Below are 25,930 nucleotides of genomic sequence, written 5' to 3'. Positions count from 1 at the left end.
GCGCGGCTCAGCCCAGCGGCACCCGGGCCACCCCGGGGCCCGTCAGGCTGCCCAGCCACAGGTGGTCGCCGTGCTGACGGACGCCGGTGACCATGTCGTACGTCCCGCGCGGACCGTGCAGGGTGCGCAGCACCCGCCCCTCGCCGTCGACCTGGGCCACCAGGCCGTAGCGCAGCGGCTTCGGCTGCACCGCTGCCGGCAGCACCGCCACCAGCTGCCGCAGCCGGGGGTGGGGCAGCAGCCGCTCGACCACCGGCACCCGGGGGCTGGGCAGCGCGATCCAGTACGTCCCGTCGCCCACCGGGGTGAGGTTGTCCGGGTACGCCGGCAGGTCGGCCAGGACGGTGACCGCGCCGTCGGCCAGGGCGACCCGCACCAGCCGGTGGGTGGCGGTCTCGACCAGCATCAGCGCCGACTCGTCCGGGGTGAGCGCGAGCCCGTTGGGGAAGTGGAACCCGGCGCGGACGACGTCGGTGCGTCCGCTGCGCGGGTCGTAGGCCAGCACCCGTCCGTTGGGCCGATGCTCCAGCAGGTCCCGCTTCCAGTGCGAGAGCGGGAAGCGGTCGGAGGAGTCGGTGAAGTAGACCGTGCCGTCGCGGGCGACCGTGGCGTTGTCGGCGAGGTGCGCCCTCGCCCCGAGCCCGCCCAGCTCGCGTACCGCCCCGTCACCGGTCACCCGCAGCAGCCCCCGGTACGCGTCGCAGACCACGAGGCTGCCGTCGCGCGGGTCGACCTCCACGCCCAGCGGTCGGCCCCCGGTGTCGGCGAGTGGCCGGGGGAGGGTGCCGGGCGGCGCGTCCACCGGCCACCACCAGAGCCGGCCGTCCTCCGATCCGCTGACGACCCGCCCGGACGGGTCGACGACCACGTCCTCCGGGCCGGACACGCCGGCCGGCAGGGGCAGCAGCTCGACGGCGTCGAGCCGGCGGTCGGCGGGCGCCCACGGACCGTCGAGCGGTGGCGGCACGGTGGCGGGCTCGCGGACGGGTCGGATCAGCCGGGGCGCACGGGGGCGGGGAGGGACCATGCGCCCATTCTCGCCCGCCGATGTCGCAGCCCACAGGCCCTGCGGGCGTCATCCCTGAGGAGGATCCGGGAGTCTCCGGGTAGACCCTGGGCGTACCCGGATCCGGTCCCTCAGCAGGGCGGAAATGTCGGTGGCGGGGGATAGGTTCGTCGGTATGCGACAGCGCGACGACCGGCTCCACATGGAGATCACCGTGGCCGACCACGAGGTGGAGGTGCGGGCGACCGGCGAGGTCGACATCGCCACGGTCGCCGCCTTCCGCTCCGCGCTCTGGGACGCCCCGCCCCGGCCCGTGCTCCGGCTGGACCTCTCCGGCGTCCAACTGCTCTCCGCCGCCGGGGTGCGGGCGCTGGTCGCCGCGCACCTGCGCGTCCGCGCCCGGGGCGGGGAGCTGGTGCTGCTCCGTCCCGACCCGGTCGTCGAGCGGGTGCTGCGGGCCACCGGCCTGCACCGGGTCATCCCGATCGTGGATCCGTGCGCCGGCCGGGAGCTGGTGCCCTGCTGACCGAGGTGCCGCCGGTGCACCTTCCCGCCGCGAGACCCACGGCGCCCGGGGCCCGGGGGCCGTGGCCTGCGGGCCGGAACCCGGGCGCTGTGGCCTGCGGGCCGGTGCCGACGGCGCCGTACGCCGCCCGCACCGACCCGTCGTCCGCCGTCCGCACCGGCCGGCCGGCCGTTCGTGGTTTGCACTGGCCGGCCGTCCGCCGTCCGCACCGGTCCGCCGTCCGCACCGGTCCGCCGTCCGTAGGCGGCACCGGTTGGTGGTCGGGCGGTCGCCCGCTGCGGTGACCGGCCCGCCGCCGTGCGGTCAGCCGCGCGCTCGGCGTCCGGCCGTCCGCTCGGTGGATCGACTCGCGCTCAGCGCACGCCGAGCAGGTCGACGACGAAGACGAGCGTCTCGCCCGGCTTGATGACGCCGCCGGCGCCCCGGTCGCCGTAACCCAGGTGCGGCGGGATGGTGAGGCGGCGCCGGCCGCCGACCCGCATGCCCACGACGCCCCGGTCCCAGCCGGCGATGACCTGCCCGCCGCCCAGCGGGAACTCGAACGCCTCGCCCCGGTTCCACGAGGCGTCGAACTCGCGACCGGTGGAGTGCGCGACCCCCACGTAGTGGACGCTGGCCAGCTGGCCTGGCTGGGCCTCCGGCCCCTCGCCGACGGTGATGTCGTCGATGACGAGATCGGCCGGGGGCGCGCCCTCGATCGGACCCACCTCGGGCTTGCCCGAGCGGGCGCCTGCTGCCTGGTTCATTCGGGAGTCTCCTACCGTTTCGGTCCTGATGTCCGTCACCCGAGATCCTGCCCGATGGCGTTCGGGCGCCGCGTGGCGGTCCCGCCCGGAACGCCCGACGGGCTCCGGGCGGCGCGCCGCCCGGCAGTCGGACGGGTAGGCGAGGTGGCCGGGCGGGCACGCGAGACCCCCCGGGCGGGCCCAGGAGGCGGCGGGGCGAGCAGGTGAGGCGGCCGGGCGCCCGCGAGTCGGCCGGGCGGGCACGCGGAAGCGGGCGCCACCGGTGGTGACGCCCGCTTGCGGGGAGATGCCGTACCCGGTCACCGCAGCCAGGGGAACCGCCGCACGATCGGGAGCTTCGCCCATGCCCTGCCGAGGCCGAGGGTCGCGCCGGCGTTGACCAGGGCGAGACCGACCAGCAGCGCCGCGTTGAGCAGGTGGTCGTCCATGAAGGGGTTGTTCTCGGGGGGCAGGACGACCGTCCACATCATCACGTAGAGCACCGCGCCGGCGACCGCGGCGACGCGCATCCCGATGCCGAGCAGCAGCGCCACGCCGATCGCGGCCAGGCCGGTCATGAAGAGCACGTCGGCCCAGGCGGCGCCGGCGATGCCGTGGTAGAAGTCCGCGAACGGACCCGCGGCACCGAAGGTCAGGAAGCCCTTGGTGGGGCTGCCGCCGTTGATCCAGGCGTTCTTCGCCTCGGTGGCGAAGCCAAGGCCGAAGACCTTGTCCAGGAACGCCCAGAGGAAGGTCCAGCCGAGGGCGATCCGGATGCCGGCGAAGACGTACCGGGCCGCTCGTTCCCTGGTGGTCTCGTGCCGCGTCTCCGCCACGGGAGCGTCGGTCCTGGCGGTGGTGCGCTCGATCGTCGCGGTCATTGTCTCCACGTCCCTTCGTGTGCCTCGCACCGCGCTGTCCCGGTGGCATCTCCATTGGACGCCGGCCGGCGCCGGCGGGGCAGGGCCGACCGGGCCCCACCGGACCGGGACCTTGGACCCCTTCCGGCCCGGTCTGGCGGCCCTGACCCGGCGGGCCGGGCCGGCCGTAGCGTCGCAGGTGAAACGACAGGGAGGTCGTGATGAGGACGTGGCAGGTGGGCGACGTGATGACGCGGGAGGTCGCGACGGTGGGGGAGGAGACCCCCTACCGGGAGATCGTCGACGCGTTGGTCCGGCGGGGCATCAGCGGTGTGCCCGTGGTGGACGGGTTCCGCCGGGTCCTCGGCGTGGTGTCGGAGTCGGACCTCCTGCACAAGGTCGAGCGGGCCGGCCACCCGGACGAGCGTCGGGTCTTCGAGGGGCGTCGTCGCCGCGCCGCCCGGGAGAAGGCCGACGCGCTGGTGGCGCGTGAGCTGATGACCGCACCGCCGGTGACGACCTGGGCGGAGGCGACGATCTCCGCCGCCGCCCGGCAGATGGACCGGGAGTCGGTGAAGCGGCTGCCGGTGCTCGACGACCTGGGCCGCCTCGTCGGGATCGTCACGCGCGGCGACCTGCTGCGGGTGCACCTGCGCACCGACGCGGAGATCCGCGAGGACGTGGTGCAGGAGGTGCTGCGTCGGGTGCTCGTCGTGCGGGACGGCCTGGTCACGGTCCGGGTGCGCGACGGCGAGGTGACGCTCGACGGCCGGTTGGACCGGCGCAGCGCCGTCGAGCTGGCGGGCCGGCTCGCCGAGCAGGTCAGCGGCGTGGTCCGGGTGACCAGCACCCTCGCCTACGACGTCGACGACAGCGCGCTCGTCGACCTCGACGCCGACCGGGTCACCCCGGTGGCCTGACGCGGCCGTGGTCCGGGCCCGCCCGCGCCGGTGCGGGTCCGGACGGCCCAGGGGTCGAGGCGGGTCGGGACCCGCCGGGTGCCGATCGTGGGCCCGGCCCGCCGCGGGAGGCGGCCGCCGCCCCGCCGACCCCGGAGGGCCGCCCGGACGCCTGACGCCGGCGCGGGCCGGAACGTCGGCGGCACCGACTTGTCCGGACCCGCCGTCGGCCCGTGGTCGGCTCGCCTAGGCTCGGGATCGGACGCGCTCGGGCCGCCGCCGGCCGCCGGACGGGCACCCGCGCCGCCGGACTCCAGTGCGCGGGCGTGGTCGGGGTGGTCCGGCCGGTACGCCGGCATCGGGCGCGCCGGCACCAGTGCGTGCCGGGCGCCACGCGTGCACCCGCGCCGCCGGTCCCCCCGGGGGGCGTCCGCCCTGCCGGCAGGTCGGGGGCATGCGCCGGCCGTACGTCGTAAGCGGAGCCGCCGTCGGGGATGCGGAGGACGCCGGGTGGACGAGGCGACGTTCGCGGCACCGCTGTGGGCCTGGGCGGCGGTGGGCGTGGTCATCGCCGTCATGCTCGCCGTCGACATGTTCTCCCACCGCGACGACCACGTGATCGAACTGCGTGAGGCGCTGCTGTGGAGCGGCGTCTGGATCACCGCCGGGCTCACCTTCGGTCTGGTGGTCTGGCTGTGGCGCGGCGGTGAACCGGCCGGGGCGTACTACTCCGGCTACCTGCTGGAGAAGGCGCTCTCCGTCGACAACGTCTTCGTCTTCGCGCTGCTGTTCGGCTACTTCCGGGTGCCCGCCGCGTACCAGCACAAGGTGCTCTTCTGGGGCGTCGTCGGCGCACTCGCGTTCCGGCTGGCCTTCATCTTCGCCGGCGCGGCGCTGCTGGAGCGGCTGACCTGGGCCGGCGTCGTGCTCGGCGTCTTCCTGATCTGGACGGGGTGGCGACTGGCGGTACGCGGTGAGCCGGACGTCGACCCCGACCGCAACGTCGCGGTCCGGGCGTTCCGGCGGCTGGTGCCCACCGAGCCCCGCTACCACGGCGGCCGGTTCACCGTGCGGGTCGACGGCCGGCGCAGGGCCACCCTGCTGCTGGTGGCGCTGGTCGCGATCGAGGCCACCGACGTGATCTTCGCGATCGACTCGGTGGCGGCGATCCTCGCCATCACCACCGACACGTTCCTCGTCTGGACGGCGACCGCGTTCGCCGTACTCGGCCTGCGTAGCCTCTACTTCTGCCTGGCCGGCCTGCTGCGGCACTTCGGCCACCTGCGGTACGGGCTGGCCGTGCTGCTGGCCTTCGCCGGGGTGAAGCTGATCCTGGCCGAGACGCCGGTGGGGAAGCTGCCGGTCTGGTTGACCCTCGCGGTGGTGGTGCTGACGCTGTCGGTCGCGATCGGGTGGAGCCTCGTCGGCGCCCGGCGCGAGCGGCGTCGGCGCGCGGGGGGCTGACGGCGCGAACGCGGCCGAGGCCGGGGGCCCGGCGGGTCAGGACTGACGGAACCGTCGACCCCCGACGGCGACGGCGGGTCCCGGCGGGTCAGTTCGGTCGCACGACGGGGTCGGCGAGCTGCGCGGCGAGTACGGCGGGCGCCTCGGCGAGCGACGGGCCGTACCAGGTCAGGTGCCTGCCGGAGACCAGGGCGCAGGGGGTGCCGGGAAACGCCTCCGGCCCGTCGTCGGCGGTGAAGAGGTACGGCTCGTCGGGCAGCACGACCAGCTCCGGCGCGCGGGCGCGCAGCTCGTCGAGGGCCGGGCGGGGGTAGCGCTCGACGTGCTCGGCGTACACGTTGGTCACGCCGAGCCGGCGCAGCACGTCGCCGGCGAAGGTGTCGGCGCCCAGCACCACCCATGGCCGCCGCCAGACCGGCACGACCGCCCGGCGGGCCGGTTGGGCCGCAGGCAGGTCGGCCCACGCCCGGCGGGCCAGGGCGAGCCACTCCGGCTCGGCGGGGGCGCCCAGGTCGCGCATCAGGTCGGCCAGCTCGGCCAGCGCCTCGTCGACGGTACGCGGGTAGGTCACCCGCACCGGCACGCCGGCGGCGCTCAGCGCGTCGGCGTCCTCGCGGCGGTTCTCCTCGACGTTGAGCAGGACCAGGTCGGGGCGCAGCGCGAGCACCCGGTCGAGGTCGGGGTACTTGCTTCCGCCGACCCGCGTCACCTCCAGCCCGGTGGGGTGGGTGCACCAGTCGGTGGCGCCGACCAGCAGACCCGGCAGGGTCAGGGCGACGGCCTCGGTCAGCGACGGCACCAACGACACGACGCGCATCCGTGCACCTCCCCGGTCGGCACGCCGAGCGCCAGCGTACCGGTCGATCATGCCCCGACCCGCGATCCGGTCGCCGGACAGGCGTCCCTTGCGACGGCTCTACAACGTTGTAATACTCGCCTGGTCCCCTCAGGAGGTTCGATGAGGCCCCACGCCACCCCGCCCGCGCCCCCCGCCGCCCCCGCCGAGGAGGAGGTGCCCCTGGTGGCGCTCGGCGAGCTCTACCGTGACGGCATCACCGCCTGCCGGGGCGCCTTCGCGGTGGACTGGGTGGACCGCGTCGGCGAGGACGTCGAGACCGCCTTCCGGGAGGCCCGTTCCCGCCCCGACGGCGCGGTCGGCCGCGGCCCGCAGCGGTGGTACGTGGAGATCCACCCCGAGCAGCTGCGCGGCTTCGTCGACCTGGTGACCCATCCGTGGGTGGTCTCGGTGTGCCGGGCCGTGCTCGGTCCCGACTACCAGATCGTCGAGCTCGGTTTCGACATCCCGTTCCCCGGCGCGGTCCTGCAGCCGTGGCACCGGGACTTCCCGATGCCGGAGGACACCCGCCGGCAGCGGCGGCTGACGTCGCTGGCCTTCAACCTCACCACGGTGGACACGGTGGAGGAGATGGGGCCGTTCGAGATCGCCCCGGGCACCCAGTGGGACGACGGGCGGGACTTCGACCACCAGATGTTCCCGCCGAGGGAGCGCTACCCCCGCTACGAGCAACGGGCGGTCCGCAAGTACCCGCGGCGCGGCGACGTCTCCGCCCGGTCCGCGCTGACCGTGCACCGCGGCACGCCGAACGTGTCCACCCTGTCGCGACCGGTGCTGGTGCTCGGCGTCGACGCGCCGGGAGCCGGCAACGCCGAGCACCACGACATGGCGGTCACCCGGGAATACTGGGCGGGCCTGCCCGAGCAGGTACGCGCGCACCTGTCCTGCCCGGTGGTCGACGCCCTGACGCCGATCCGGCAGAAGCACACCATCGAGGGCCTGGTGATGGGCGCGGAGTAGCCCGCACCTAGTCGGCGTCGCGACGCAGCCAGTGCTCGCGGGTCAGCGCGTACTCCACCTCGCCGTGCTCCGCGCCGTCGATCAGCTCCGGCCAGTCCCCGACGTACGTCCGCACGAGCCGCAGCCCGGACTTCTCCATCACCCGGCGCGACGCGGCGTTGACGGTCATCGTGTTCGCGGTGACCCGCCGCACGCCGAGCTCCGCGAAGCCCTTGTCGATCAGCGCCCGGCAGCCCTCCGTGGCGAGCCCGGCGCCCCAGGCGTCCCGGCGCAGCCGGTAGCCCAGCTCCACCTCCCAGGCGTCGCCGTCGCGGGTCGGGCGGAACTCGAACCAGCCCAGGAAGGCGCCCGAGCGCCGGTCCTGCGCCGCCCACCAGCCCAGGCCCGGCGCTCGTCGGCAGTGGGCGAGGATCCGGGGCAGGACGCGCTCCCGGACCGCCTCGGGCGGGGTGGGGCGCCCGCCGGTGAGGTACCGCATCACCTCGGGATCATCGTCCAGCTCGACGAGCAGGTCGGCGTCGTCGGGGGTGAACTCGCGCAGCACCAGCCGTGGGGTGCTCAGGAAGACGCTCACCCGCCCATCCCAGCGGCACGGGGCGCGCGGCCTCAATCGAATTCCGGGCGTACGGCCCGAGGGGCACCACCACCACGCCGGCCATGATCGACCGCCTAGACTCGCCCCGGCCGACGCGTCGGCCGGGACCGGCGGCGGGACGGACGGATCAGGCGAATGACGAGCACCGGTGGTGGGGACGGCTCCTGGCTGCGCGCGGTCGCCGGGGACGGTGGGCGCGGCCCGCTGCTCGTCCGGGGCGACCAGCTCGTGCACGGTCCCCGCCGGCTCGGCGAGCTGGTGCAGGGGCGCCCGCCGGGCGTCACCGGCAACCAGTGGAGCACGGCCAGCCGGGAGGGCTACGACCTCGTCGTCTGCGCCGCCGACACGGCCCGGCCCGTCTTCGCCGTCGAGATCGGCCCCGACGCGCCTCCCAACTCCGCCGGGCAGCGGGTCGAGCGGCTCAGGAACGCGGTCGCCGAGGCGGTCGGCCTGGCGGTGCTGCGGATCGGGTCGCCGACACTGCGGGCCGAGGCCCACGGGCGCCGGATCGTGGCGTACGTGATCGACGCGCGCGCGTATGCGGCCCTCGGCGCGGGGGAGCCCGACGACACCGAGGCACCGCCGGTCGGCTTCCGCGACATCCTCGGCCGGCTGCCCGACGGGCGGACCGGTCCCGTCAACGACCTCGGCGCCCTGGCCCGGGCCGCCGCCGTCGAGGCGTTCGTGGCGCGGCGGCTGGCCGACCCGATCGTCCGGGGCCTGCACGTGCGCTGGGCGGACGGACCCGCCGAGGGGTGGAGCTGGGTGCAGGTACGCCCCGACGCCTGCCTCGTGGAGCGGGTGACGGTGCGCGAGCGGCGGGTCTCCGCCGGGGTGGACCCGGGGCGGCTGGCCGAGGACCTGGCGGCGGTGGCCGTCGGCGAGCGCCTGCGCACGCTGGACGCGGCCGAGCCGGTGCTGACGCCCCGCGACGAGCTGTTCGCCGAGATCCGGCGGCTCCAGTCGCGGCACGACGAGATGACGGGCGGCTTCGCGTTCGCCCACCTCTGCGAAGACTGACCGGCCCCGCCGTTGCGTGGACGTCACCGCCCAGCACCACCCGGAGGCGGCGGCCGGGCCGCGCGACGCGACCGCCGGAGGGCACCACGGGTCGGCCCCGCCGACGGCGGTCGGCGCTGAAGGACCCTGCCGAATTCCCGGGGACGCGTTGAACCTTCGCGCCGGGCGTCCCGTACTCCTGCGGGAATGGACAGGATCTCCCCGACCGCGTCCCGTGACGCGGTAGACGGTGCGGAAAGGGCATCGTCGGTCATCGACGTGCCGCCGGTTCGCCGCGACGGTTCCCGTCGGGGTGCGCCCCCTCGATCCCGTCGGTCCGCCGAGGTCTCGAATCAACTACCGGATCGCGAAGGAGAGCAATTCGATGCGCAGGTCCACACGGGCGCGCCGGTCGTCCGGAACCGCCCGGAGCAAGCGGCTGCTGGCCGTCGTCGGCACCCTCGCCGTCTTCGGCGGGATCGTCGCCGTGACCCAGATCTCGTCGGCCGAGGACCGGCGGTCGACCACCACCCGGCCGGCCTCCGCCGCCTGCGTGGAGCCCAGCCCCGGCGCGACCGCGCCGGGCGGGCGCGGCACCAGCCGGACCTGGCAGGACGGCCGGTGGGTGCGCAACCACTGGGGCGACGGGCAGCAGACCGTCGCCGAGTGCGAGCAGACGCGCGGCGGCGGGGCCGACAACGGCGGCTCGGCCGTGGCCTGCCCGGACGTGGCCGGCCAGCTCCCGCGGGTGCCCGATCGCGCCCGTGCCGAGGTCGACCGGAACCTGAACCTGTTGCGGACCCAGATCGCCGAGGCGGACCGGCGGCTGGCCGCCGAGGGGCGGCGGGGCGAGGAGTTCGTGCGTACCTCGATCCTCCAGCCGCTGGCGGCCAAGCGGCGGGCGACGCTGGAGCGGATCACCATCGCCATCGACCGGGTGGGCCCCCGGCCGCCGGGCCTGGCCCGGCTCGCGGAGTGCCGGGTCGCCCCGACGGGCAACAACGGCGGCGGCAACAACGGTGGCGGCAACAACGGCGGTGGGAACAACGGCGGTCCCGGTTCCGGACTGGGCGTGATCGCGAACGACTGCGACGACAGCCGGTTGCAGCCGCACGACGGTTTCCAGAACGGCAACCGCTGCGTCAGCACCGCGTTCGGTGAGGTCGGTGCCGCCGCGAACAATCCGTCGCTGCTGATCACCGAATTCCCCGAGCGGGTGAACGCCAACCAGCCGTTCACCCTGCGGGTCTCCACCCGCAACCTCGTGCGGGACCGCTTCCTGACGGCCGGGCAGGGCGGGTACTACGTGGAGAGCTCGCTGCTCAACGACCAGGGACTGGTGCGGGGTCACTTCCACACCGCCTGCCGGATGCTGGGCAGCCTCCGGCGGCCGCCGGAGCCGCAGGAGGTGCCGGCGTTCTTCGTCGCGACCGAGGACAGCCGTGGTGGTGCCGAACCCGACGACGTCACCATCCAGGTTCCCGGCCTGCCCGGCTCCGGCACCGCCCAGTGCGCTGTCTGGGCCGGCGACGGCTCGCACCGGGTGCCGATGATGGAACGAGCCAACCAGACCCCGGCCTTCGACGTGGTGCGCATCGAGGTCGGCTGACCGCCGTCCGGGGCCGGCGGGCGGACCTGCCGGCCCCGGACGGTGCGCTCACGCCAGCGTCGCCGCCGCCTCCCGCGGGGCGGCCGGCGCCGCGGCGGCGCGCAGGGCGCTGATCCGCCGGGCCCGGGGCCGTACGGCGGCGAGGTTGCCGGCGGCCACCAGCAGAGCCAGCCCGAACAGGCCCAGCCAGAGCACGTCGGTGGAGAACCGGGCGGCAACCAGGCCGCCCAGCGTCGGCCCGGCGAAGCTGGCGAAGGCGTGACCGAGCGAGTAGACGCCCTGGTATCGGCCGCGCTGGGCGGCCGGCGCCAGGTCGGCGGTCAGCGCCGAGTTCGACGGGGTCATCAGCATCTCGCCGAGCGTCCAGACGCCGACCGTGAGCGCGTAGAACCAGACGGCGTCGGCCAGCGCGGTCAGGGCGAAGCCGGCGCCGATCACCACGACGGCCACGGCGACGGTGCGGGACCGGTCGAAGCGGCCGATCAGGCGGGGCACGAAGAGCTGTCCGAGCACGATCATCAGACCGTTGACCGCGATGACCGGCCCGAACGCCGACGCCGGCAGCCCGTCGGCCTGCAACGCCACCGGCAGCATCGCGCTGCTCTCGATGCAGAGCCAGGCCAGGCCGGTGAGGGCGGTGAAGGTCAGGAAGACCCGGTCCCGCAGCACGGTGCCGAGCCCGCCGGCGTCGACGCGGGCGACCTGCGCGACGGTCACCGGGGCGGGGCGCGACTCGGGCACGGTCAGGCCGATCAGCGCGGCGGTGCCGAGCAGCACCGCCGCGTTGATCGCGAACAGCAGCAGCGGCTCGACCCGGACCAGCAGGCCGGCCACGGTCGCGGCGACGGCGAACCCGATGTTGATCGCCCAGTAGTTCAGTGTCAGCGCCCGCAGGCGGTCCCGTTCGCCCACCACGTCGATGACGGTCGCCGTGAAGGCCGGCCGGGCGACGCCCAGGCAGAGCCCGAGCAGCAGGGTGAGGGCCGCGATCGCCACGGGGTGCCCGCTCACGCCCAGCGCCAGCGCCGCCGCCGCGGCGGCCACGTTTCCGGTGAGCATGGCGGGTCGCCGCCCCCACCGGTCCGCGATGATCCCGCCGAGCACGCCACCGGCCGCGCCGCCGGCCCCGTGCAGCCCGATCACGATCCCGGCGTACGCGGGACTCAGGCCGCGGACGGACACCAGGTAGACGCCGAGGTAGATGGCGACGAAGCTGCCGAGCCGGTTGATCAGCGTGGCCGTCCACAGGTACCAGAAGGTGCGGGGCAACCCGCCCGCCGTCTGGCTCCACCATCGCGTCATCCGCCACTCCCGAGATCCGCGCAGGTAATGCTCGACAAAGCTGTCGCTCATTACACTCGGTAGGGGTGGCGATCGCGGGGGGCCTCGGTGTGATCGTGGCGATGATCACGGCCGGGAGGTCGGCGAACGCGCGTTGTCGGACGACTCGAAGCGCTCCGGCGTCGCCGATGGTCGATGCTGCAATGGGAGCGGGCCGAGAATGGACCCGCCGGCGGGTGCGGGCCCCGCGAATGGTCCGCCGTGGGAAATGACCGGCGGGGCCGCGCTGATTCCTCAGCGTGACCCCGCACGAGCCCGAGCGTGAGCCCGGCGGTCAGCGGTTCTTGTACGCCTCGACGACCTCGACCGGGATGCGGCCACGCTCGGAAATCTTGTAGCCGTTCTTGGTGGCCCATTCCCGGATGGCCCGGTTCTGCTCCCGGTCCATTCCCGAGCCGCCCGACGCGCCCGCCCGCCGAGGGGGCCGCCCGGCGTCGACGGATCCTCGCCCGATCCGCCGGCCAGCGTTGATGTACGGGTCGAGGGCCTTGCGCAGCACGCCCGCGTTCTCGTCGGAGACGTCGATGGTGTAGGCCACGCCGTCCAGACTGAACTCGACGGTCCGGTCGGCCTTTCCACCGTCGAGGTCGTCGGTCAGGACCGTGATTACTTTTCTCGCCATCGTCAATTACTCCCTGTGTGGGGCGGGGTGTGGTCAAAGTTTGACCTATCCCACGGTGAATCCGCAACAATGCGCGTCGTCCTCATTTCGGCGAGTCGTGTTATGGCGGGAAAACGGGTCGGCGCAAAGCCCGGCGTTCAGTCGCCGAGCAGACCGGCGTGACCCGCGAGCGCCGCCGCCTCGGCCCGCGTGGATACTCGCAACTTCCGCAGCAGCGCGGCCGTCATCCGCTTCACGGTGCGTTCCGAGACATGCATCCGTTCGGCGATCTCGACGGTGCTGCGTCCCGCCGCGATGGCGCGCAGCATGACCCGTTCCTCGTCGTCGAGGTCGATCGGGGCCGGCCGGCCGGGACGCAGCAGCGCGCGCAGCAGGTGTCCCGGCAGCACCGCCCAACCGTCCAGGACGGCCAGCAGCGGGGGCAGCAACTCCTCCGGCTCGGCGGTCTTCGGCAGGTACGCCTCCGCGCCCGCGCGCAGCGCCTCCAGGGCGGGCGCCGGGTCCTCCCCGCCCGACATCGCCACCACCCGTACGCGGGGCGTGGTGCGTCGGATCGCCGCCACCGCACGGATCCCGCCCGGCGGCGGCATGTGCAGATCCACCAGCGCCAGGTCGGGCAGGCAGCGTCCGACGAGCGAGGCGGCGGCCGAGGCGTCGACGGTGGAGCCCACCACCTCGGCCCGCCCGTCGGTCGTCGCCGGCAGCAGCAGCTCCAGCCCACGGACGAACAGCGGGTGGTCGTCGACCACGGCCAACCGGACGACGGGGGGAGCGGGCATGCCTGGTCCGTTCCCGAGCGGGTACCGATCATGCGGCCTAACGAGGGAGGTCGGGCGGATGCGCGCACGGCACGGGTGGCGAGGCCCGCTGCGGGTGCTCCGGTGGGCGGGACCCGAGGCGGGTCCCGCCGATCCGGGAGCCCTGGACACCGACCCGGAACTGCTGCTCCGCGTGCTCTGCCACGAGTTCCGCACCCCGGTCAGCGCCCTCACCTCGCTCACCCGCGCCCTCGCGGACGACCGGCTCGCGCTCACCGGCGACGACCGGCGCGCCGTCACGGCGCTGGCCCACGAGCAGGCCGTACACCTTCAGGGCCTGCTGCGGGACGCGGCTGCCGGCACCGGTGCGCTCGCGCCGGCGGCGGACCCGGCGGCGCCGCTGGCGCAGATCCTGCGCGGCGCGGCGAGCCTGGTGCCACCGGGCCGGCGGCTGATCGACGTGACCCGGCGGGCCGGCGGCTGCCCGGTGCCACGACGGCGGACCCGGCAGGTGGTCACCAACCTGGTGGAGAACGCGTTGCGGCACGGCCCGGCCGCCGGCCGGATCGGCATCCACGCCGGGCTCGGCCCCCGCGGTCTGAGCATCGTCGTCACCGACGAGGGCCGGATCGACCCGTCCCTCGTCGAGGCCCTGAGCCGGCCCGGCCCCGGCGCCGGGGCCTCCGGGCTCGGGCTGTGGATCGTCCGGCGGCTGCTCGCCGCCGACGGCGGACGGCTGCGCCTGCACCGGCTGCGACCGCGCGGAGTGGCCCTCGAGGTGGTGCTGCCCGTGCCCGGCGCCGGTAGGCCGTCCCCGCGGGGCCACCGGTTGGCCCGATAGGGCCGGCCGTCGGGGGAACCGCCTCGGTGACAGCCCGACCGGCACCGAGGAGGACACGTTGTTCAGCCACATCAAGGACCTTCAGTTCGAGGCCAAGCCGGACGGTCCGGACGCCGCGTTCGCCCGCCGGCTCCAGGAGATCCTGGGCGGCAAGTGGGGCGAGATGACCGTCGCCAACCAGTACCTCTACCAGGGCTGGAACTGCCGCCTGCCCGGCAAGTACAAGGACCTCTTCCTCGACGTCGGCACCGAGGAGATGGGCCACGTCGAGATGATCGCCACGATGATCACGCGGCTGCTGGAGAACGCCCCGTTGTCGTTGCAGGAGGCCGCCGACGACAACCCGATGGTCGGGGCGATCTACGGCGGTTCGAACCCGGCGCACTTCATCCACGGCGGCGGCGGGGCGCTGCCGGCCGACAGCAACGGGGTGCCCTGGAACGGCGCCTTCATCACCGCCAGCGGCAACCTGATGGCCGACTTCCAACTCAACGTCACCGCCGAGGCGCAGGGCCGGCTCCAGGTGGCCCGGCTGTTCAACATGACCGACGATCCCGGGGTCAAGAACATGCTGCGCTTCCTGCTGGCCCGCGACACCATGCACCAGAACATGTGGATGGCGGCCATCGAACAGCTCAAGGAGGACGGCCTGGAGGAGATGCCGGTGCCCGACGCGTTCCCGGACTCCAAGGAGTTCACCGAGAAGTTCAGCTACACGTACCTGGACTTCTCGCCGGGCACCGACGCGTCGGAGGGGCGCTGGGCGTCCGGGCCTGCGCCCGACGGCAAGGGCGAGTTCCGCTACGACCACAGCCCGCGCGCGCACGCGCCCGAGCCGGTCCTGCCGCCCGGCGACCCGAGGCTCTACGGGACGAACCCAGGCCTCGCCAAGGGCGCCGTCAACAAGGTCAAGAGCAAGCTCACCTGACGCCGTCGTGCCGGGGGTGTCCGCGAGCGGCGGGCGGCCCCGGCGACGCCGTACCCCGAGGAGGTGTGCCGTGACCGAACTCGTGCTCCGTCCGCTCGCGGACGCGTTCATGCAGGTGGGTGTGTACGTCGCCGTGATGGTGGCGCTCTTCGGCTGGCTGCGCTGGCGCTACGGCGACCGGGTCACCGACGGGCTCACCAGCCGGCCCCGGCTCGGCCCGCTGGTCGGTGCGCTGCTGGGCGTCAGCCCCGGCTGCGGCGGGGCGATCGTCCTGATGCCGCTCTACGCCCGGGGGAAGGTCTCCTTCGGCACGGTGGTCGCCGCCCTGACGGCCACCATGGGGGACTCGTCCTGGGTGGTGCTCGCCTGGAATCCCGTGTTCGCCCTGAAGATCCACGTACTGCTCTTCGCGGTCGGCCTGGTGACCGGGTACGTCGTCGACGCGCTCGGCATCGATCCGGCCCGCGCGGTCAACCGCCGGGTCGCCGCCGCACCCACGCCGGTAGGACTCGCGGCCGTGGGCGGCCCGGACCTCGCCGGGGCGCGGCGGCTGCTCGGCGGGCTGCTGCCGCGCGTACCGGCGTCCACGGCGTTCTGGGGGCTGACCACGCCGGCGTTCGCCGTCTCGGTGCCGGTGGTCTTCCAACTGGTCGACCCGGGCGCGCTGAGCCGGTCCTTCGGGGGCGTCGACCCGTACCTGGCGCTGGGGGTGCTCGGTTCGCTGACCGCCGCGCTGATCTTCGCCGCCGGCCGGGGACGGCTGGCCGACGACAGCCTGGAGACGGCGCATCCCCGCTCGCTGCGGGAGACGCTGCGGCACAGCGCGCACGAGGCGTCCTTCGTCACCGTCTGGGTCGCGGTGGCGTACCTGGGCTGGCAGGTGGTGACGACCACGACCGGCTTCGACGGCTCCCAGCTCGCCCTCACCGGGCTCGTCGGCGTGCTGGTCGGCGCGGGCATCGGCCTGATCCCCGGGTGCGCGGTGCAGATCGTCTTCACCGGCCTGTACGTCAGCGGCGGCCTGCCCCTGCCCACCCTGGTCGCCAACGCGATCAGCCAGGACGGGGACGCGCTGATTCCGCTCGCCGCGCTGCGCCGGCACTCGGCGGCGCTCGCCACCGTCGTCACCACGGTCCCGGCGGCGGCAGTCGGCGCCGCGCTGCTCGTCCTGCTCTGATCCCGTACGGAGGGGAGATCCCGATGTCCGTCGCGATCCCGATCGCCCGCACCCGTCGCAAGCTCCTCGTCTTCGCCGCGCTGACGGGCGTCGCCGCGGTGGCCGGCCTGCCGGGCTGGACCGTCGCCGCACTGGCGCTGACCTGCGTGGCGATCCCGCTCGCGGTGGCGGTCGCCGGGGGTGCCGGCGGGGTGCGGGAGCTGCTGCGTCCGGGGCGCAGCGCGGCGGCGGCCGGTGGCCTGGATCACAGTTCGGAACAAGGGGAACGTTTTGTTACTTGAGTTGGACACGCTCAACTCAACGCGATAGCAGGTGTTCGATGGCAACTCTCCCGGTACTTCCCCTGACCGACGCCGTGCTCCTGCCCGGCATGGTCATCCCGGTGACCCTCGACCCGACCACCCAGGCCGCCGTCGACGCGGCCCGCGCCACCGGCGAGGGCACGCTGCTCGCCGTGCCCCGCCTCGACGGCGAGTACGGCCCCGTCGGCGCGGTCGCCACCATCGAGAAGGTCGGCCGGCTGCCCAGCGGCGAACCGGCCGCCGTCGTCCGCGGCCTGTCCCGCGCCCGGATCGGCTCCGGCGTGCCCGGCCCCGGCGCCGCCCTCTGGGTCGAGGCGACCGAACTCGACGAACCCGCCCCCGCCGGGCGTGCCCGCGAACTCGCCCGCGAGTACCGCGCCCTCATGACGTCCGTCCTCCAGCAGCGCGGCGCCCGGCAGGTCATCGACGCCATCGAGCGGATGACCGACCTCTCCGAGCTGGCCGACTCGGCCGGCTACGTGTCCTGGCTCAGCCTCGCCCAGAAGACCGAACTGCTCGTCGCGCCGGACGTCACCGCGCGGCTGGAACTGCTCGTCGGCTGGGTGAAGGACCACCTGGCCGAGCAGGAGATCGCCGAGCAGATCAGCACCGACGTCCGCGAGGGGCTGGAGAAGTCCCAGCGGGAGTTCCTGCTGCGCCAGCAGCTCTCCGCCATCCGCAAGGAACTCGGCGAGGACGAGCCGGACGGCTCCGCCGACTACCGGGCCCGGGTGGCGGCCGCCGACCTGCCCGACAAGGTCCGCGAGGCGGCGCTGCGCGAGGTCGGCAAGCTGGAGCGGGCCAGCGACGCCTCCCCGGAGGCGGGTTGGATCCGGACCTGGCTCGACACCGTGCTGGAGATGCCGTGGGGCACCCGTACGGAGGACCACACCGACCTGGCCGCCGCCCGCGCCGTGCTCGACGCCGACCACGCCGGCCTGGCCGACGTCAAGGACCGCATCCTGGAGTACCTCGCCGTGCGCAACCGGCGCGCCGAGCGCAACCTCGGCGTCGTCGGCGGCCGGGGCTCCGGCGCGGTGCTCGCCCTCGCCGGCCCGCCCGGCGTCGGCAAGACCAGCCTCGGTGAGTCGGTCGCCCGCGCGCTCGGCCGCAACTTCGTCCGGGTCTCCCTCGGCGGCGTACGCGACGAGGCCGAGATCCGTGGCCACCGGCGCACCTACGTCGGCGCGCTGCCCGGCCGGATCGTGCGCGCCCTGCGCGAGGCCGGCTCGATGAACCCGGTCGTGCTCCTCGACGAGGTCGACAAGCTCGCCCCCGGCTACTCCGGCGACCCGGCCGCCGCCCTGCTGGAGGTGCTCGACCCGGCGCAGAACCACACCTTCCGCGACCACTACCTCGAGGTCGACCTCGACCTGTCCGACGTGCTCTTCCTGGCCACCGCCAACGTGGTGGAGGCCATCCCCGGCCCGCTGCTGGACCGCATGGAGCTGGTCACCCTCGACGGGTACACGGAGGAGGAGAAGGTCGCCATCGCCCGCGACCACCTGCTGCCCCGGCAGCGCGAGCGGGCCGGGCTCACCGCCGAGGAGGTCGACGTCGCCGACGACGCCCTCGCCCGCATCGCCGGCGAGTACACCCGCGAGGCCGGCGTGCGGCAGCTCGAACGGGCGCTCGCGAAGATCCTGCGCAAGGTCGCCGTGGCCCTGGCCGCCGACCCGGCGCCGGTCCGCGTCGACACCGGCAACCTCGCCACCTATCTCGGGCGGCCGAAGTTCACCCCGGAGTCGGCGGAGCGCACGGCCGTGCCCGGCGTCGCCACCGGCCTGGCCGTCACCGGCGCGGGCGGCGACGTGCTCTTCATCGAGGCCACCAGCATGGAGGGCGAGCCGGGGCTGACCCTGACCGGCCAGCTCGGCGACGTCATGAAGGAGTCGGCGCACATCGCGCTGTCGTACCTGCGCTCCAACGGGCGCCGCCTCGGGCTCGATCCGAACGCCCTGGCCGGACGGCGGATCCACCTGCACGTCCCGGCGGGCGCGGTGCCGAAGGACGGACCCAGCGCCGGCATCACCATGGTGACCGCCCTGGCGTCGCTGGCCAGCGGCCGGCCCGTGCGGCCCGAGTTCGGGATGACCGGCGAGGTCACCCTCTCCGGCCGGGTGCTGCCCATCGGCGGGGTGAAGCAGAAGCTGCTCGCCGCCCACCGGGCCGGCCTGACCGAGGTGATCATCCCGGCCCGCAACGAGCCGGACCTCGACGACCTGCCCGCCGAGGTGCGGGAGGCGCTGACCGTGCACACCCTGGCCGACGTCGCCGACGTGCTCGCCCTGGCGCTGCGCCCGGCCGACGCCGACACCCGCCCCGACCCGGCGCTGACCGCCGCCTGAGGTGCAAGGAAGGGCCCCCTGCCACGCGCGAGGCGTTGACAGAGGGCCCTTCCTGACGTGCGGGGTCAGCGGCGGTCGCGCCGGTCGAAGTCCCGGTCGCGGCGCTCGCGCCGGTCGGCCCCGTCGAAGCGGCGCTCGCCGCCGCCGCCGTCGCCGTCACGATCCCGGCGTACGGTCGCCTTGCGACCCTTGATGGTGCTGCCGCGCAGCCCCGCGATCACCTCGTCGGCGACGCCCTGGGGCACCTCCACCAGCGAGAACCGGTCGGCGATCTCGATCGAGCCGATGTCCCGGCCGCTGATCCCGGTCTCGCCCGTGATCGCGCCCACCAGGTCCTGCGGGCGGACCCCGGCACGCCGGCCCAACCCGATGAAGACCTGGGTGGTGCCGCCGCTGCGGGGCCGGGCACCGCCACGCCGTTCGCCCCGGCCGCCGGCCTCCGGCCGCCCCTCGCGCGGCCCCCGGACGGGAACCTGGGGGATCTCCTCCTCGTCGTCCGAGCCCGGCGACGTCGCCTCGTGCGCCAGCTTCACCGCCGCGAGGGCCACCTCGACCAGGTCGAACTCGTCGGTCAGCGACTCGACGATCGCCCGGTACGGGTCGAGGTCGTCCTCGAGCAGGCTCTCCCGCAGGGCGCCCTGCGTCAGCTCCAGCCGCCGGGTGCGCATGTCCGCCACCGTCGGGATCTTGTCGATGGTGATGCGCTGACCGGTGACCCGCTCGATGGTCTTGAGCATCCGGTGCTCGCGCGGCTCGGCGAGGGTGATCGCCACGCCCTCCCGCCCGGCCCGGCCCACCCGGCCGATGCGGTGCACGTACGACTCGGGCGCCGACGGCACGTCGTAGTTGACCACGTGGGTGAGCTGCTCGATGTCCAGGCCGCGCGCGGCCACGTCGGTGGCCACCAGCAGGTCCGCGGTGCCCGTACGCAGCCGGCCCATCACCCGGTCGCGCTGCTCCTGGCTCATCCCGCCGTGCAGCGCCTCGGCCCGGTAGCCCCGGCCGTTCATGGTCTCGGTGAGCCGGTCGACCTCCTCGCGGCTGCGGCAGAAGACGATCGCCGCCGTGGGGGACTCGACGTCCAGCACCCGGCCCAGCGCCGCCGGCTTGTGCGCCCGGGCGACGATGTACGCGCTCTGGCGCACCCGGGGCGCCTCGCCGGCCACCGGCTGCTCGCGGGCGATGAGGATGCGTACCGGGTCGGTCAGGTGCTTGCGGGCCAGCCCGTCGATGCGCGCCGGCATCGTCGCCGAGAAGAGCACCGTCTGCCGCTGCTCCGGCGCGTGCTCCAGGATCGCCTCGATGTCCTCGGCGAAGCCCATGTCGAGCATCTCGTCGGCCTCGTCGAGCACCACCGTGGCCAGCGCGCCCAGGTCGAGCGTGCCCCGCGCGATGTGGTCCAACGCACGGCCCGGGGTGGCGACCACGACGTCGACGCCGAGGTCCAGGGCGCGCAACTGCCGGCCGATCGGCTGCCCGCCGTAGATGGGCAGCACCCGCGCGCCCAGGTCCTTGCCGTAGCGGTGGAACGCCTCGGAGACCTGCACCGCCAGCTCGCGGGTGGGCACCAGCACCAGCGCCACCGGGGCGCCGCCGGGCCGGTCGTCGGGCATCCGCTGCAACAGCGGCAGCGCGAAGGCGGCCGTCTTGCCCGTACCCGTCGCGGCCTGACCCAACAGGTCCCGACCGGCCAGCAGCGGCGGGATGGCCTCCCGCTGGATCGGGGTGGGCTCCTCGTAGCCCAGGGCGGTCAGCGCGCCCAGCAGCTCGGCGCGTAGTCCGAGGTCCGCGAAGGCGCTCGTGTCGTCGAGGGCGGCGGGGCCGGGCTCGGTGGGCGGGTCGTGCCGTACGGGTGCGGAACTCATGCCGTCAAGCTTTTCATCACCGCCGCGACGCCGTTTCGCCGACCGGCACAACCGTGACCCGGGCGGGCCCGTCACCGTGCTCCGGGGGCTAGCCTGGCGGCGTGCGTACGGTCGAACTGGTCTGCTCGCCCGAGCTGGAGGCGGCCGTGCGCGGCGCCTGGGAGCGGCTGGCCGCGTCGGGCCTGCCGAGCCTTGCCCGAAACGCCCACCCGACCAACCGGCCGCACCTGACCCTCGCCGCCGTCGACGAGTTCCCGCCCGGCGCCCGGCCGCGCCTGGCCGCACTGTTCGACGCGACGCTGCCGCTGCCGGTGCGGCTGGACCGGATCGCGGTGCTCGACGGCAGCGCCCCGCTGGTGTGGCTGCTGCGCCCGTCGCCGGAGCTGACCGCCCTGCACGCGTCGGTGTGGGACGTCCTCGCGGCGGCGCCGGGCCAGCGCCCCTGGCACGCCCCCGGGCGCTGGCGGCCGCACCTGAGTCTGGCGCTGCGCTTCCGCGACGCCGACCGCCGGCTGGCCCGCGCGGTCGCCGGCGTCGAGCGCCCCGGCGGTACCTTCGTCGCCGCCCGCAGCTACGACGGGTCGAGCCGGACGGTCAGCCCGCTCGGCGGCGAAGAGCGCCGCGGCTGACCCGCCCCGCCGCCGCGCCCGCCCCGCCGCCCGGAGACGGGGCCGGGCACCCACCGTCCGGCGGGGGCCCGGCCCGGTCGAAGGGCTCAGCAGGGCTCAGCGGTGGAAGCGCAGATAGTCGAAGTGCGCGGTGACCGCCGGGTCGGCGCCGCCGTGCGCGACCAGCCCGATCCGGGGAGTGGTGTCGGCCGGGAACGTCCAGACCCCGCCCCACGTCCAGTTGCGCCCGTCCCGGCTGGAGCCGGCGCGGAACTCGTGCTCGCCGGAGACCGGGTCGACCCGGTGCGCCAGCCGCAGCCAGGTGGTGGTCGCCGGGGTGCCGACGATGGTGCCGCCGTAGACCGGCCGACCGGCGAAGGGCAGCTCGTAGCCGTACTCCACCTGCCGGGTGTTCCAGATGGCGACCTGCGACAGTCGGGCGAAGCGGTCGTCGTCGACGTAGGCGACGAGCCCGGCCTGCTGGTAGTTGCGGACCGTCTCCTCGCCGAGTTCGAGGGTCACCTTCGTCTCCACGACATAGTCGCCGCCCGGCGCGTCGCGCAGCAGCACGCCGGCGGTGTTGCCGGTGCCGGTCAGGTCGGCACCCTGCACCGGCCAGCGCAGCGCCCCGCCCGACACGGTGGCCGCCGGGTCCGGCCGGACCCACCGCCACGCCGGGTCCAGCCCGCCGGTGAACTCGTCGGAGAACGCGGGCAGCAGCCGGCCCGCCCGTGGCTCGGCGGCGGCGTGGCGCACCGGTCGGTGCAGCCGGGCGACGCTGACGTTGTCGAACCCGGCGGACCCGCCGGTCGCGGTGAGCGTGACGCGCCCCGCCACCGGCCGCGCCAGCCGCAGCGACACGACCGCCAGTTGGTCGCCGAGGCGGGCCGGGCTCAGCTCGGCCACCAGGTCCCGGCCGCGTACCTCGACGGCGAGGTGGTGCCCGGCGGCGGCGTCGAAGCCGGCGGGCAGCGGCGCGCTCACGGTACGTCCGCCGTCGGCGGCCACCAACCGGCCGGCGGCGGCGTCCACCCGCACCGAGACCCGGCCGCCGAGCGTGAGCCCGGCCGTCCCGGCAGCGGGAAGCCGCAGGTCGGCCTCCGCCCGCACGTCACCACCCACGGTCGTACGGCTGGTCAGCGCGCCGCTGCCGGTGAGGCGGCCGTCGGTGACCCGCCAGTCCCCGGCGCCGCGCCGCCAGCCGGCCAGCCCGGCGTCGAAGCGTTCGTCCACGCGGCCGGTGGTGACCGGCGCGGGCCGGGCGCCCTCGGACGGGCCGGCGCCGGCGTTCACCGTCGGCCAGCCGTCGATCCAGTCGAGGCGGTCCAGCAGCATCGGCCGCTCGTTGACGCCGAACGGCTCGTTCAGGTACGGGTCGGCCCGGTCGATGGCGTGGTAGACGATCCAGTCCTGGCCCGACAGGTCGGTGAGGAAGCCGTTGTGGCCGGTGCCGATCCACCGGTTGCCGTTCTGGGTGAGCACCGGCGTGCCGCCGGCCCGGGAGGCGGTCAGCGCGATGCCGTCGCGGTCGACGAACGGCCCGCGCGGACTCCGGGACCGGCCGACCTGCACGGAGTAGCCGGTGGCCGGGCCGGCGCAGCAGTTGGCCGTGGAGGCGAACAGGTAGTACCAGCCGTCGTGGCGCACCACGTGGCTGCCCTCGAACTTGTTGTCGATGGCGACCATGGTGGGCGTGCCGACCGCGCGCAGCCCGTCGGGGGACAGCTCGGTCACCGAGATCCCGCCATAGTAGCTGCCGTGGTAGAGGTAGTGCCGGCCGTCGACGTCGGTGAACTGGCTCGGGTCGATGGTCCACAACCAGCCCCCGCCGCTGCCGGGGCGGGGCGCGACCACGGGCTCGTCGGCGAAGGTCCACGGGCCGGTCGGGGTGGGTGCGGTGGCCGCGCCGACGGCGAAGTCGCCGCCGTCGGGGGAGACGGTCGTGTCGGTGACCGTGACGTACATGACCCACCGGTCGCCGACCCGGCGCACGTCGGGGGCCCAGAAGCCGGCGCCCGGCGCCGCGTACGCCGGGCGCTGGTCGGCGCCGAAGGCGTCCCCGACGTACGTCCAGTCGACGAGGTCGGCCGAGCGGGCGGTGGGGACGCGGTGGAAGACCCCCTCGCCTTCGCGCAGCGGGTCGGTGGTGCCGTACGCGTACCAGAAGCCGTCCTCACCACGGACGATCACCGGGTCGGCGAAGGTGTCGGCGAACCCGGCCGAGACGGGATTGTGGTAGCGGAGGTCGGGTACGGCGGCGGCCGGCGCGGACGCCGTCCCGGCCAGGACCAGACCGATGACGGCGGCGAGCGCCCCGGCGCGGCGGAGATGTCCCATCAGACCTGCCTCGGGTGCGAGATGTCGATCAGGATCGGTGCGTGTCCGTTTCTACAACGTTGGATACAACGTTGTAAAGGAGTGGGGGCAGTTCGATGTCCGTCGCAAGGCACCCGTGCCCGGGCGTGGGTCCGTGCCGGCGCCCACCTTGGTATACCGCCGGTCCGCCGCCGGTCCGGCAGGCTGGTCCCGGCGCTGATGTGGCGCTGATGTGGCGCGCTGGTCGCGGCGCTGGGCTGCCGCTGGGGCGCCGCGTTCCGACCGCCCTGCTCGACGCGGCTCTCGCGGCAAGTCGCGCTCGGCGGCGGAACGCCGACCGTCGGCGAGCACGGCAGCGGGCGCGGGAGCGAGCACGGGGCGGGGGCGAGCACGGGGCGGGGGCGAGGGCTGGGGGCGCGCGTTCGACACTCAGGCGTTCGCCCGACCCCTTCGGCACCAGGCGCCCGGCCTGTGGTGTCGGCGCGCAAGTCGCGCTCGGCGGCGGAACGCCGACCGGCGGGCGCGCCGGTCGGCGTTCTGCCGACGCCCGTACCGCCCGGCGGCCGATTCTCGGAACCCGATCTTCCGGGCGGGAGGAAGTGGGTGTCCCGTCCCAAAGCCTGTTACCCACGGTGAGGGCGACCGGCGGTCACCGTGCGTCACGGCCGATGTTCCGGCGGCTGATTGCCCTCTCGCCCCTTTGCTCTGCATCCCTCGATGCACCACCCCTCTGAACTGGGCTTTTGGGTGCACTGGTCCAATCGGAGGCGTGAGGGCTTCTGACTCTAGGTAGTTGGTGCGTATGTGGATGCAGAGCAAAGGGCGGCGAGGGGGATGTGGCCGGGCCACCCGATAGCTACTTTCTGTGATGCCGTAGCCGTAGCTGGCGGGCGCGGCCCGGGTGGGGTGGCGAGGGTGCGAATGGGTGGGCGCCGCGGCTGTCGCCCGGGGCGGGGAGCCTCCGCTGGGTGCGGGTGCTGAGCCGGCTCCCCGTGCCGTGGCCGTCGACGTGGAGGCGAGGTGGGCGTGGCGCCCTGGCGGCCACGGTGACCCTGGCGACCGACTGCACCCCCGGACCCTGGCGACCGACCGCATCCCCGGAGGTCGTGGCTGGGGCTGGCGCGGTGGGCTGGCAGTGCTCGGGGGTCCGGCGCCGCGTTGCGCGGGCAACCGCCGTCGTGGGGCGAGGTGCAGTGGGTTGGGCGGCGGTGTCCCGGCCGTGGCCGTTCGTGCCTGGCGGCGGCAGGGCAGCCCCGAAGGAGTGGATAGGAGGATTGTTCGGACTCCTCCCGTGCAGCCCGATTACGGTGTGTTCAGGGGCGATGCACAGTGCTGCCGTGACGGGAGAGAGGACCCGACCATGCGAGTGCCCAGCCGAAGCCCGGGACAGCGGCCCGGCTCCTCCGTCACACCCGCCGCGCCGACGCGGCGGCGCGCGTTCGCCTCGCCGACGCGACCCGCGGCACCGGACCTCGAGGCCTACCGGGCGGCCGTGGCCGACCTGCTGGTCGAGGTCGGCGCGCTCGCTGGGGAGTCCTGCACCAGCGCGCGGCAGATGCTGATCGACGACCGGCTGCGCGAGCCCGCGATCGCCGCGGTGCTGGACGCCACCCCACAGGGGCCCGTCGGCGCCCGCGAGACGTTGTTGCTGGAGATGGCCCGCTACCAGCCCAACGCGCGCAGCTCCGCCGCCGACCTCACCGCGCTGGTCCGGATCTACCTGCTCTCCCGCGTCGACGTGATGTGGTGGCGCGACGCTCCCACCTTCCTCACCGACGCCCAGGTCGACGCCAGCCCGGAGCTGGTGGACCTGGAGTGGCTGCGCCGGCGGGACCTGCTGCGCTTCCGCTACACCGAGCAGCCCCGCACGCTGCTGGGACGCGGCACACGGGCGGTGCGACGCCGGCTGCTGCCCGCCGCCACGCCGCGTACCGCCGGGCTGCGCTTCCGGCGGGCCCGCCGGGAGGTGGTGGCGCTGCTCAACGACATCGCCCGGCAGTTCGCCGCCAGCACCCCGCCCGGCACGCCGCCGCTGTGGGTGACCAGCCTGGTCCGCAGCGCCGAGCACCAGCACCGGCTGCGCCGGCTCGGGTACGCCGCCATGGTGCCCAGCGGCCACTGCCTCGGCTGGGCGGTCGACGTGGAGATGGAGTGGTTCGACCGGTTCGGGGTCCGGGACACCCTGTCCGAGCTGCTGCTGGCCCGGCAGCGGACCGGCGAGGTCAACGTGGTCGACGAGGGCCAGGCCTGGCACGTGTGCCTCGCGCCCGCGGCGCGGCGGCGGCTGCGCCGGGCGTACGAAGCCGAGATGGGGGTCTGAGCCCG

The 25,930-nt window shown here is 74.9% G+C and carries 23 protein-coding genes; 13 read left to right on the top strand and 10 right to left on the bottom strand.

Annotated elements, in window-relative coordinates; all coding sequences use genetic code 11:
* Window positions 1-7: 7 nt before the first annotated feature.
* Window positions 8-1,027 carry an SMP-30/gluconolactonase/LRE family protein gene (locus tag CLT72_RS07905; RefSeq protein WP_101410412.1) on the bottom strand — a complete coding sequence of 340 codons (1,020 nt, stop codon included), beginning with the start codon at window positions 1,025-1,027 and terminating at the stop codon, window positions 8-10.
* 154 nt (window positions 1,028-1,181) lie between these two features.
* Here CLT72_RS07905 and CLT72_RS07900 point away from each other — a divergent pair, with 154 nt between their 5' ends.
* Complete coding sequence (locus tag CLT72_RS07900; RefSeq protein ID WP_101410410.1) at window positions 1,182-1,532, top strand: STAS domain-containing protein; 351 nt, start codon at window positions 1,182-1,184, stop codon at window positions 1,530-1,532.
* Window positions 1,533-1,885: 353 nt separating this feature from the next.
* Here the strand turns inward: CLT72_RS07900 and CLT72_RS07890 are convergent, their stop codons facing one another.
* Both CLT72_RS07890 and CLT72_RS07885 read right to left on the bottom strand, forming a co-directional pair.
* Window positions 1,886-2,278 (bottom strand): FKBP-type peptidyl-prolyl cis-trans isomerase, encoded by a 393-nt coding sequence (locus tag CLT72_RS07890; RefSeq protein WP_101410406.1) that lies wholly within the window; start codon window positions 2,276-2,278, stop codon window positions 1,886-1,888.
* Between the two features lie 299 nt (window positions 2,279-2,577).
* A complete protein-coding gene (locus tag CLT72_RS07885; protein WP_172896515.1) occupies window positions 2,578-3,147 on the bottom strand; it encodes a DoxX family membrane protein in 570 nt (189 codons plus the stop codon).
* A gap of 191 nt (window positions 3,148-3,338) precedes the next feature.
* On the opposite strand from CLT72_RS07885, the gene CLT72_RS07880 reads away from it, so the two are divergent.
* Together CLT72_RS07880 and CLT72_RS07875 are read left to right on the top strand one after the other, a co-directional pair.
* The gene (locus CLT72_RS07880) at window positions 3,339-4,037 is read left to right on the top strand and encodes a CBS domain-containing protein (RefSeq protein ID WP_101410404.1); all 699 of its coding nucleotides are present in this window, start codon (window positions 3,339-3,341) and stop codon (window positions 4,035-4,037) included.
* A 489-nt stretch (window positions 4,038-4,526) separates the two neighbouring features.
* Window positions 4,527-5,480 (top strand): TerC family protein, encoded by a 954-nt coding sequence (locus tag CLT72_RS07875; protein WP_101410402.1) that lies wholly within the window; start codon window positions 4,527-4,529, stop codon window positions 5,478-5,480.
* An 88-nt stretch (window positions 5,481-5,568) separates the two neighbouring features.
* Here the strand turns inward: CLT72_RS07875 and CLT72_RS07870 are convergent, their stop codons facing one another.
* Window positions 5,569-6,297, bottom strand: a complete 729-nt coding sequence (locus CLT72_RS07870; protein ID WP_101410401.1) for a helical backbone metal receptor — start codon at window positions 6,295-6,297, stop codon at window positions 5,569-5,571.
* 141 nt (window positions 6,298-6,438) lie between these two features.
* On the opposite strand from CLT72_RS07870, the gene CLT72_RS07865 reads away from it, so the two are divergent.
* Window positions 6,439-7,296, top strand: a complete 858-nt coding sequence (locus tag CLT72_RS07865; protein ID WP_101410399.1) for a phytanoyl-CoA dioxygenase family protein — start codon at window positions 6,439-6,441, stop codon at window positions 7,294-7,296.
* A 7-nt stretch (window positions 7,297-7,303) separates the two neighbouring features.
* On the opposite strand, the gene CLT72_RS07860 is transcribed toward CLT72_RS07865, so the two are convergent.
* Window positions 7,304-7,870, bottom strand: a complete 567-nt coding sequence (locus CLT72_RS07860; protein ID WP_101410397.1) for a GNAT family N-acetyltransferase — start codon at window positions 7,868-7,870, stop codon at window positions 7,304-7,306.
* A gap of 156 nt (window positions 7,871-8,026) precedes the next feature.
* Between CLT72_RS07860 and CLT72_RS07855 the strand changes: the two genes are divergently transcribed.
* Entirely contained in the window at window positions 8,027-8,911 is an 885-nt protein-coding gene (locus CLT72_RS07855; protein WP_101410395.1) for a hypothetical protein, read from the top strand.
* Window positions 8,912-9,275: 364 nt separating this feature from the next.
* Entirely contained in the window at window positions 9,276-10,499 is a 1,224-nt protein-coding gene (locus CLT72_RS07850; protein ID WP_101410393.1) for a hypothetical protein, read from the top strand.
* A 48-nt stretch (window positions 10,500-10,547) separates the two neighbouring features.
* On the opposite strand, the gene CLT72_RS07845 is transcribed toward CLT72_RS07850, so the two are convergent.
* The 3 genes from CLT72_RS07845 to CLT72_RS07835 all read right to left on the bottom strand — a co-directional run bounded on the left by CLT72_RS07845 (window position 10,548) and on the right by CLT72_RS07835 (window position 13,241).
* Window positions 10,548-11,801 (bottom strand): MFS transporter, encoded by a 1,254-nt coding sequence (locus tag CLT72_RS07845; RefSeq protein ID WP_101410391.1) that lies wholly within the window; start codon window positions 11,799-11,801, stop codon window positions 10,548-10,550.
* A gap of 313 nt (window positions 11,802-12,114) precedes the next feature.
* A complete protein-coding gene (locus CLT72_RS07840; protein ID WP_101410389.1) occupies window positions 12,115-12,462 on the bottom strand; it encodes a histone-like nucleoid-structuring protein Lsr2 in 348 nt (115 codons plus the stop codon).
* Window positions 12,463-12,599: 137 nt separating this feature from the next.
* Window positions 12,600-13,241: a response regulator transcription factor gene (locus CLT72_RS07835; RefSeq protein WP_101410387.1), complete on the bottom strand. Its 642-nt coding sequence runs from the start codon at window positions 13,239-13,241 to the stop codon at window positions 12,600-12,602.
* Window positions 13,242-13,299: 58 nt separating this feature from the next.
* Here CLT72_RS07835 and CLT72_RS07830 point away from each other — a divergent pair, with 58 nt between their 5' ends.
* From CLT72_RS07830 to lon, 5 genes are all read left to right on the top strand, one after another.
* Complete coding sequence (locus tag CLT72_RS07830; protein ID WP_158241990.1) at window positions 13,300-14,061, top strand: sensor histidine kinase; 762 nt, start codon at window positions 13,300-13,302, stop codon at window positions 14,059-14,061.
* A gap of 58 nt (window positions 14,062-14,119) precedes the next feature.
* Entirely contained in the window at window positions 14,120-14,989 is an 870-nt protein-coding gene (locus CLT72_RS07825; protein WP_101410383.1) for a manganese catalase, read from the top strand.
* Between the two features lie 70 nt (window positions 14,990-15,059).
* Window positions 15,060-16,166 carry a putative manganese transporter gene (locus CLT72_RS07820; RefSeq protein WP_101410381.1) on the top strand — a complete coding sequence of 369 codons (1,107 nt, stop codon included), beginning with the start codon at window positions 15,060-15,062 and terminating at the stop codon, window positions 16,164-16,166.
* 23 nt (window positions 16,167-16,189) lie between these two features.
* Window positions 16,190-16,447, top strand: a complete 258-nt coding sequence (locus CLT72_RS07815; RefSeq protein ID WP_101410379.1) for a hypothetical protein — start codon at window positions 16,190-16,192, stop codon at window positions 16,445-16,447.
* Between the two features lie 38 nt (window positions 16,448-16,485).
* Window positions 16,486-18,816: an endopeptidase La gene (lon, locus tag CLT72_RS07810; protein ID WP_101410377.1), complete on the top strand. Its 2,331-nt coding sequence runs from the start codon at window positions 16,486-16,488 to the stop codon at window positions 18,814-18,816.
* A 65-nt stretch (window positions 18,817-18,881) separates the two neighbouring features.
* Here lon and CLT72_RS07805 read toward each other — a convergent pair whose 3' ends face one another.
* Complete coding sequence (locus tag CLT72_RS07805) at window positions 18,882-20,681, bottom strand: DEAD/DEAH box helicase (protein ID WP_101410375.1); 1,800 nt, start codon at window positions 20,679-20,681, stop codon at window positions 18,882-18,884.
* Between the two features lie 101 nt (window positions 20,682-20,782).
* Here CLT72_RS07805 and CLT72_RS07800 point away from each other — a divergent pair, with 101 nt between their 5' ends.
* Window positions 20,783-21,310, top strand: coding sequence for a 2'-5' RNA ligase family protein (locus tag CLT72_RS07800; RefSeq protein ID WP_101410373.1), 528 nt, complete (start codon window positions 20,783-20,785; stop codon window positions 21,308-21,310).
* Window positions 21,311-21,406: 96 nt separating this feature from the next.
* Here CLT72_RS07800 and CLT72_RS07795 read toward each other — a convergent pair whose 3' ends face one another.
* The gene (locus CLT72_RS07795; RefSeq protein WP_101410371.1) at window positions 21,407-23,626 is read right to left on the bottom strand and encodes a glycoside hydrolase family 43 protein; all 2,220 of its coding nucleotides are present in this window, start codon (window positions 23,624-23,626) and stop codon (window positions 21,407-21,409) included.
* A 1,339-nt stretch (window positions 23,627-24,965) separates the two neighbouring features.
* Here CLT72_RS07795 and CLT72_RS07790 point away from each other — a divergent pair.
* Window positions 24,966-25,925: a DUF5715 family protein gene (locus CLT72_RS07790; protein WP_101410369.1), complete on the top strand. Its 960-nt coding sequence runs from the start codon at window positions 24,966-24,968 to the stop codon at window positions 25,923-25,925.
* The last annotated feature ends 5 nt before the right edge of the window (window positions 25,926-25,930 follow it).

This window comes from Micromonospora sp. CNZ309, assembly GCF_002846525.1.
This window is presented reverse-complemented; position numbering and strand designations above follow the sequence as displayed.

Bases quoted from the DNA above. Each gene is read 5' to 3' on its own strand.
- CLT72_RS07905 (WP_101410412.1), bottom strand. From the start codon at position 1,027: ATGGTCCCTCCCCGCCCCCGTGCGCCCCGGCTGATCCGACCCGTCCGC.
- CLT72_RS07900 (WP_101410410.1), top strand. From the start codon at position 1,182: ATGCGACAGCGCGACGACCGGCTCCACATGGAGATCACCGTGGCCGAC.
- CLT72_RS07890 (WP_101410406.1), bottom strand. From the start codon at position 2,278: ATGAACCAGGCAGCAGGCGCCCGCTCGGGCAAGCCCGAGGTGGGTCCG.
- CLT72_RS07880 (WP_101410404.1), top strand. From the start codon at position 3,339: ATGAGGACGTGGCAGGTGGGCGACGTGATGACGCGGGAGGTCGCGACG.
- CLT72_RS07870 (WP_101410401.1), bottom strand. From the start codon at position 6,297: ATGCGCGTCGTGTCGTTGGTGCCGTCGCTGACCGAGGCCGTCGCCCTG.
- CLT72_RS07865 (WP_101410399.1), top strand. From the start codon at position 6,439: ATGAGGCCCCACGCCACCCCGCCCGCGCCCCCCGCCGCCCCCGCCGAG.
- CLT72_RS07855 (WP_101410395.1), top strand. From the start codon at position 8,027: ATGACGAGCACCGGTGGTGGGGACGGCTCCTGGCTGCGCGCGGTCGCC.
- CLT72_RS07850 (WP_101410393.1), top strand. From the start codon at position 9,276: ATGCGCAGGTCCACACGGGCGCGCCGGTCGTCCGGAACCGCCCGGAGC.
- CLT72_RS07845 (WP_101410391.1), bottom strand. From the start codon at position 11,801: ATGACGCGATGGTGGAGCCAGACGGCGGGCGGGTTGCCCCGCACCTTC.
- CLT72_RS07840 (WP_101410389.1), bottom strand. From the start codon at position 12,462: ATGGCGAGAAAAGTAATCACGGTCCTGACCGACGACCTCGACGGTGGA.
- CLT72_RS07835 (WP_101410387.1), bottom strand. From the start codon at position 13,241: ATGCCCGCTCCCCCCGTCGTCCGGTTGGCCGTGGTCGACGACCACCCG.
- CLT72_RS07830 (WP_158241990.1), top strand. From the start codon at position 13,300: ATGCGCGCACGGCACGGGTGGCGAGGCCCGCTGCGGGTGCTCCGGTGG.
- CLT72_RS07815 (WP_101410379.1), top strand. From the start codon at position 16,190: ATGTCCGTCGCGATCCCGATCGCCCGCACCCGTCGCAAGCTCCTCGTC.
- lon (WP_101410377.1), top strand. From the start codon at position 16,486: ATGGCAACTCTCCCGGTACTTCCCCTGACCGACGCCGTGCTCCTGCCC.
- CLT72_RS07805 (WP_101410375.1), bottom strand. From the start codon at position 20,681: ATGAGTTCCGCACCCGTACGGCACGACCCGCCCACCGAGCCCGGCCCC.
- CLT72_RS07795 (WP_101410371.1), bottom strand. From the start codon at position 23,626: ATGGGACATCTCCGCCGCGCCGGGGCGCTCGCCGCCGTCATCGGTCTG.
- CLT72_RS07790 (WP_101410369.1), top strand. From the start codon at position 24,966: ATGCGAGTGCCCAGCCGAAGCCCGGGACAGCGGCCCGGCTCCTCCGTC.